Below are 6765 nucleotides of genomic sequence, written 5' to 3' on the forward strand. Positions count from 1 at the left end.
GCTGATCCTCGCGCTGACCGGCGGCTTCCTGCCGCCGCAGGCCTTCCTGCTCGCGCCGATCGCGCTCGCCGTGACCTATGGCGGCTATCTCATCGGCTTCGTCCTGCAGATCCTGGCGCTGGCCCGGATCGCGCCGGGCCCCGCCGGCCTCGCCTATTGCGCCGAGCCGATCATCGCCGTCGCGATCGCGGCCGTCGTCCTCGGCGAGCGGCTGGGGTCTCTGCAATATGCCGGCGGCGCCCTTGTCATCGCGGCGCTGGTCACTAATGTAATACTAGAACAATCGAGGCGGCGCCCCGTGCCGGCCTGAGGCTTTCAGAGTGTGATGACCGGCGATCCAGCCCGCCCCGTTCCCGTTCCGCTGACCCTGCTCACGGGCTTCCTCGGCGCCGGCAAGACGACCCTGCTCAACCGCCTGCTGAAGGATCCGGCACTGGCCGACACCGTCGTGCTCGTCAACGAGTTCGGCGAGGTCGGGCTCGACCATCTGATGGTCGAAGGCGTCGCCGAGAACATGATCCTGCTGGAATCCGGCTGCCTCTGCTGCACCATCCGCGACGACCTCATCGTCACGCTGGAAGACCTGCTGCGCCGCCGCGACAACGGCCGCATCGGAGCCTTCTCCCGCCTCGTCATCGAGACGACCGGCCTCGCCGACCCCGCGCCGATCCTCAACGTGCTGATCAACCACCCCTATCTCGCCCTGCGCTTCCGGCTCGACGGCGTCGTCACGCTGGTCGATGCGGTCAACGGCATGGCGACGCTCGACGCCCATGAGGAGGCGCGCCGGCAGGTCGTCGCGGCCGACCGGCTCGTCCTGACCAAGACCGACCTCGCCGCGCCCGAGGATGTCGCGGCGCTGCGCGCGCGCCTCGCCGCACTCAATCCCGGCATCGAGATCCTGCCGCCGGATGCTCCGGCCTCGGCGCTGCTCGGCGCCGGCCTTTACGATCTCGCCGAGCGACCGGAGGCTCTGCGGCACTGGCTGGCGGCGGACGCGCTACCGGGGCACCACGACCACGGCCATCATCACCATGGTCATGGGCATGGGCACGACCACCACCATGGCCATGAGCACCACGATCAGCACCCGCACGACGTCAACCGCCACGACGCCTCGATCCGGGCCTTCGCGCTGACGGCCGAGCAGCCGGTGGCACAGCAGACCTTCGAGCTGTTCTGGACGCTGCTGCGCTCGATCCACGGGCCGCGCCTGCTCCGGCTGAAGGGCCTCGTCCGGCTTGCCGACCAGCCGGAGCGCCCCTTGCTGGTCCATGCCGTCCAGCAGATCCTGCATCCACCGATCCGGCTCGATGCCTGGCCGGACGGCGACCACCGCTCCCGCCTCGTCCTGATCGTCAAGGACATCGAGGAAGAGACGGTGCAGCGCCTCTGGGCGGCGTTCCTCGGCCAGCAGGCCCGCGAGAGCGCCGCTCAACCGGCTTGAAAGCGCTTCTCAGAGTGTTTTGACAGTTCGAGCCGTCATCCTGAGGAGCGCCGCTGCGCGGCTCCTCAGGATGAGGGCTGCCTCCTGCCTACCCTTCCGCCCGCAGCAGCCTGCGGATGATCTTGCCGGTCGTCGTCAGCGGCAGTTCCTCGCGAAAGGCGATCTCGCGCGGATATTCATGCGCCGAGAGCCGCGCCCTGACGAAATCCTGCAATTCGGACACCAGCGCCGGCGAGCCGGCATAACCCGGCTTCAGCACGACGAAGGCCTTGACGATCTCCGTGCGCAGCGGATCGGGCTTGCCCACGGCCGCCGCCAGCGCCACCGCCGGGTGCCGCAGCAGGCAATCCTCGATCTCGCCCGGCCCGATGCGATAGCCCGAGGAGGTGATGACGTCGTCGTCGCGGCCGATGAAGCGGACATAGCCGTCCTCGTCCTCAACGCCCTCGTCGCCGGTCGTCATCCAGTCGCCGATGAACTTCGCCGCCGTGGCCGCGGGATTGTTCCAGTAGCCGAGGAACATCACCGGATCGGGGCGCCTGACCGCGATCTGCCCCTCCTCGCCGGCTGCGCAGACCGAGCCRTCSGGCCGGATGATCGCGACCTCATGTCCCGGCACCGCCTTGCCGATCGCGCCCGGCCGGCTGACGCCGATCGCGGCGCTCGACGCGAGCACGAGATTGCACTCGGTCTGGCCATAGGCCTCGTTGATGGTGAGGCCGAGCGCCTCACGCCCCCATTCCAGCGTCTCGGCGCCCAGCGCCTCGCCGGCGGCGGCGACACTTCTGAGGTTGAGCGTGAAGCGGCCGCGCGGGCTGCCGGCGCCGCGCAGCATCCTCAGCGCCGTCGGCGGCACGAAGGCGTTGCGGATCCGCAAATCCTGCATCAGCCGGTAGGCTTCGTCCGGCTCGAAGCGCGTCACCGGCCGCGCCACCACCGCGACGCCGAAATGCAGCGCCGGCAGCAGCATGTTGAGCAGGCCGCCGGCCCAGGCCCAGTCGGCCGGCGTCCAGGCGAGGTCGCCCGGCCGGGGCATGAACTCATGCGGCATCTGCACGCCCGGCAAATGGCCCGGCAGCACGCGGTGGCCGTGCAGCGCGCCCTTCGGATTGCCGGTGGTGCCGGAGGTGTAGATCATCAACGCCGGATCGTCGGGCGTGGTGTCGACCGGCGTGAAATCCGGGCTCGCCCCGGCCAGCAGCGCCTCCCAATCCTCGGCCTCGCCGTCGCGGCCATCGGTCGAGATGACCAGCGCGAGCCCGGGCAAGGGCTCCTCGATCCGGCGCAGCTTCGCCAGCCCCGGCGCGTTCGTCACGACGACCTTCGCGCCGGAATCGGCCAGGCGGTAGGCCAGCGCATCGACGCCGAACAGCGCCGCCAGCGGCACGGCGATGGCGCCGAGCTTGTAGGCCGCGAGATGGGCGGCGAGCACCGCCCGCCCCTGTGGCAGCAGGATCGCGATGCGGTCGCCGCGCGCGACGCCACGCGCCCGCAGGGCATTGGCGAGCCGGTTGGAATATTCCCGGAACCAGCCGAAGCTGACCGGCTCGACCTGCCAGTCGCCCGACACCTCGATGATCGCCGGCCGCTCCGGCTCGGCCATGGCCCAGCGGTCGCAGACATCGGCGGCGATGTTGTAGCGCTCGGGGATGCGCCAGCGGAAAGCGGAACGGAGCTGGGCGTAATCAGGCAGGTCGGGCAGGTGCAAAGAACCGGGATCCGGTGGAAAAAGGCGCGGCACGATAGGCAGCCCGCCCCGCCCTGTCACCCTCTCATGGGACAGGCCGCCTTGCGCCAGGCGCGGCGCTCAGAACAGGCGCTCGTCCTTCGCCGGCAGGAAGGCGTCGGTGAAGGCATCGCCCGCGCGGGCCTTGTCGCGGAAGGGCTGGGCCTGCGCGCTCTGCTCCAGCGCCGCCACCCAGCGCACCCGGTCGATGCCACCGAGACCGTGTTCCTTCACAGAGGGCGTCAGCACGTTCTGCGCGAGCGCCAGCGTCAGCCGCTCGCGCTCGACCTCGGCTTGCGCATTCTCATTGCGACGCATGATCGCCTGCACGCCGAGGTCGGGATTCGCAGCCACATCCCGGACACCGCGAACCAGCGCCCGCAGGAGCCCGCGCACGGCCTCCGGCTTGTCGGCCGCGAGCTTGGGCGAAACCATGATCGCATTGCCGTAGAGCAGGACCCCGTGATCGGCCATCGTCATCACGACGATGTCGTCCGCCGGCACCCCGCGCGCCTTCAGGCCGGCGAAGGAATAGGGACCGAAGCCGAAGGCGGCGTCGACCTCCCCGGAAGCCAGCATCGGCTCCCTGACGGGGAAGCCGATATTTTCCAGCCGGATCCGGCTGTCGTCGATCCTGGTGAGGACCTTGAAGAGCGGCCATTGCGCGAAGGCGGCATCCGCCGCCGGTGCGCCGAGCTTCTTGTCTTCGAGGCTCGCCGGCTCGGCCGAGATGCCGCGGCTGCGGCGGCCGATGACGGCGAAAGGCGGGCGATCATGGATCATCATCACCGCCTTGAGATCCTGGCCGGCATTCGCGTCCCGGAAGCGCATCAACGCATTGACGTCGCCGCAGGCGGCATCGAACTCGCCGGCCGCCACGCGCGCCGGGGTTTGCCGCGCCCCACTTCCCGCCTCGAAGCTGACATCGAGCCCTTCCGCACGGAAATAGCCCTTCTCCTGCGCGGCGAGGAACAGCCCCGCGAGCCCTTCGAGGCGCCAGCTCAGCAGCATCCGGATCGGCGTCACCGTCTCGGCCGAAGCCGGTCTCGCCCCGAAGCCGCAGGCGGCGGCTCCCGCCACGAAAGCGCGGCGCGAGAGCAGAACGGAAGCACGGGGCGGCAGGGGCGCCATGGGAACCTCGGAAGCATTCTGGCCGGAACGGCCGGCCGTCGATCGCCTACCGGAGCAGTTTGAGATCACAACACGTTGAAATCACGTCAACATCGTCACGCGATTGCGTCGGGCGGTCACAATGGCAGCGCGCCATCGGTCTTGACCTCTTCCATCACGGCATAGGTGCGCGTCTCGCGCACCGCCGGCAGGGCGAGCAGCACCTCACCGAGGAAGCGGCGATAGGCATTCATATCGGCCACGCGCGTCTTCACGAGATAATCGAAACCGCCCGCCACCATATGGCATTCCAGCACTTCCGGCGCCCGCTTCACCGCCGCGGCGAAGCGCTCGAAGGCATCGGGCGTCGTCTTGTCGAGATAGACCTCGACGAAGACGAGCAGGTTCAGGCCGAGCCGCGTCGGGTCGAGCGTCGCGCGGTAGCCGGTGATGAAACCGTCCCGCGTCAGGCGTTTCAGCCGCTCGCCCGTCGCCGTGGGGGAAAGCCCGACCTTTTCGGCGAGCTCGACGCCGGCGATCCGGCCATCGCCCTGCAGAAGCGAGAGGATGCGGCGGTCCGTCCGGTCAAGCATGATAAATCTCTATAAAATTCATCTTCTATGGAGTTTCATAAGGCAAACTTGCCTGAAATGCCAATTGATATGCGGTCGATCTCTCATCATCCTTCAGATATTCCAGCCCGCCTTCGGAGCCCCTTATGGCCATCTCGACCGTCCCGCCTTTCCGCGCGCCTTATGCCGAGGATGACGGCGCCATGGCCGGCCGGCTGCTCGCAGGCGCCCGCCGCGACCCGGCGGCCAAGGCCCGGATCGACGCCCGCGCCACCGGGCTGATCGAGGCGATCCGCAGCCGCAAGGCGGGCCTGGGCGGCATCGAGGAATTGCTGCGCGAATATTCGCTCTCGACCAAGGAGGGCCTCGCGCTGATGGTGCTGGCCGAAGCGCTGCTGCGCGTGCCCGACGCCRCCACGGCGGACCGGCTGATCGAAGACAAACTCGGCCAGGGTGACTTCGCCCATCACGAAGCGAAATCGGACGCCTTCCTGGTCTCGGCCTCGGCCTGGGCGCTCGGCATCACCGCGCGCGTCATCCAGCCCGGCGAAACGCCGACGGGCATCGTCAGCAGCCTCGCCAAGCGCCTGGGCGTGCCGACGGTTCGCACCGCGACGCGCCAGGCGATGCGCGTCATGGGCAATCATTTCGTCCTCGGCCAGACCATCGAGGAGGCGCTGAAGCGCGCCCGCTCCGGCACCGGCAAGCTTTATCGCTATTCCTTCGACATGCTGGGCGAAGGCGCACGCACGCAAGCCGACGCCGACCGCTATTTCGCCTCYTACRCCGCSGCSATCGACGCMATCGGCCGCTCSGCCGGCAAYGACMSKCTGCCSAACMGSCCSGGCATCTCGGTCAAGCTSTCGGCSCTGCATCCGCGCTATGACGCGACGAACCATGAGCGCGTGCTGTCGGAGCTCGTGCCGAAGGTCGTCGCGCTCGCCCGTCAGGCCAAGGGCTACGACCTCAACTTCACCGTCGATGCCGAGGAGGCCGACCGGCTCGAACTCTCCCTCGACGTGATCGACGCCGTCTTCGCCGATGCCTCGCTCGACGGCTGGGATGGCTTCGGCCTCGCCATCCAGGCCTATCAGAAGCGCGCCTCGGCGGTGATCGACCATATCGGCCGCCTCGCCGAAACCCATGGTCGGCGCATGATGGTGCGGCTGGTCAAGGGCGCCTATTGGGACACCGAGCTCAAGCGCGCCCAGGAGCGCGGCCTGCCCGACTATCCCGTCTTCACCCGCAAGGCGATGACGGACCTGAATTACGAAGCCTGCGCGGCCCAGCTCCTGAAGCTTAGGCCGCGCATCATCCCGCAATTCGCCACCCATAACGCGCTCACCGTCGCGACCGTGGCCGAGATGGCGGGGAATGCCGAGGGTTTCGAGTTCCAGCGCCTGCACGGCATGGGCGAGGCGCTCTACGAGAAGCTGCTGCGCGAGAACGAAGGCTATGCCTGCCGGACCTATGCGCCGGTCGGCGGCCATCAGGACCTGCTTGCCTATCTCGTCCGCCGCCTGCTCGAGAACGGCGCCAACTCCTCCTTCGTCAGCGCCTCCGGCGACCCCGAGGTTCCGGTCTCGCAGCTCCTGCTGGCGCCGGCCGAGATCATCGGCTCGGCCAGCGCCGCCCGCCACCGCCGCATCCCGCTCCCGGCCGATCTCTACGGCCCCTCGCGCAAGAACTCGGCCGGCACCGAGCTCGGCCATGAGGAAAGCCTCGACGGTCTGCTGAAGGAGATCGCGGCGGCCGGCCAATTCCCCGATGCCGCGCCGATCATCAACGGCAAGCCGCAGCCCGGCACGGCCCGCGAGGTGCGCTCGCCCATCGACGGCAAGCCGATCGGCAAGGTGATCGAGGCCGATGCCGCGACCGCCGAGCGCGCCATGGCCGCGGCAGTGAAGGGC

Annotated in this window: 6 protein-coding genes; 3 read left to right on the forward strand and 3 right to left on the reverse strand. The window is 69.0% G+C overall.

From position 1 onward, the window contains the following. Window positions 1-310, forward strand: a 310-nt coding sequence (locus AB4Y99_RS23775) for an EamA family transporter (RefSeq protein ID WP_441525054.1), incomplete at its 5' end; no start/stop codon positions are given. A gap of 15 nt (window positions 311-325) precedes the next feature. Then, complete coding sequence (locus AB4Y99_RS23780; RefSeq protein ID WP_441525055.1) at window positions 326-1447, forward strand: CobW family GTP-binding protein; 1122 nt, start codon at window positions 326-328, stop codon at window positions 1445-1447. Window positions 1448-1535: 88 nt separating this feature from the next. Here AB4Y99_RS23780 and AB4Y99_RS23785 read toward each other — a convergent pair whose 3' ends face one another. From AB4Y99_RS23785 to AB4Y99_RS23795, 3 genes are all read right to left on the reverse strand, one after another. After that, a complete protein-coding gene (locus tag AB4Y99_RS23785) occupies window positions 1536-3149 on the reverse strand; it encodes an AMP-binding protein (RefSeq protein WP_441525058.1) in 1614 nt (537 codons plus the stop codon). 105 nt (window positions 3150-3254) lie between these two features. Then, window positions 3255-4304 (reverse strand): ABC transporter substrate-binding protein, encoded by a 1050-nt coding sequence (locus AB4Y99_RS23790; protein WP_441525056.1) that lies wholly within the window; start codon window positions 4302-4304, stop codon window positions 3255-3257. A 116-nt stretch (window positions 4305-4420) separates the two neighbouring features. Beyond that, a complete protein-coding gene (locus AB4Y99_RS23795) occupies window positions 4421-4879 on the reverse strand; it encodes an Lrp/AsnC ligand binding domain-containing protein (RefSeq protein WP_038363168.1) in 459 nt (152 codons plus the stop codon). Between the two features lie 122 nt (window positions 4880-5001). Here AB4Y99_RS23795 and putA point away from each other — a divergent pair. Continuing rightward, window positions 5002-6765: bifunctional proline dehydrogenase/L-glutamate gamma-semialdehyde dehydrogenase PutA (gene putA, locus AB4Y99_RS23800; RefSeq protein ID WP_441525057.1), on the forward strand; the 1764-nt coding region annotated here is incomplete at its 3' end.

Origin of the sequence: Allobosea sp. TAB14 (genome assembly GCF_052113865.1) — a bacterium.
GTDB classification, from domain to species: domain Bacteria; phylum Pseudomonadota; class Alphaproteobacteria; order Rhizobiales; family Beijerinckiaceae; genus Allobosea; species Allobosea spartocytisi.

Bases quoted from the DNA above. Each gene is read 5' to 3' on its own strand.
- AB4Y99_RS23790 (WP_441525056.1), bottom strand. From the start codon at position 4,304: ATGGCGCCCCTGCCGCCCCGTGCTTCCGTTCTGCTCTCGCGCCGCGCT.
- AB4Y99_RS23780 (WP_441525055.1), top strand. From the start codon at position 326: ATGACCGGCGATCCAGCCCGCCCCGTTCCCGTTCCGCTGACCCTGCTC.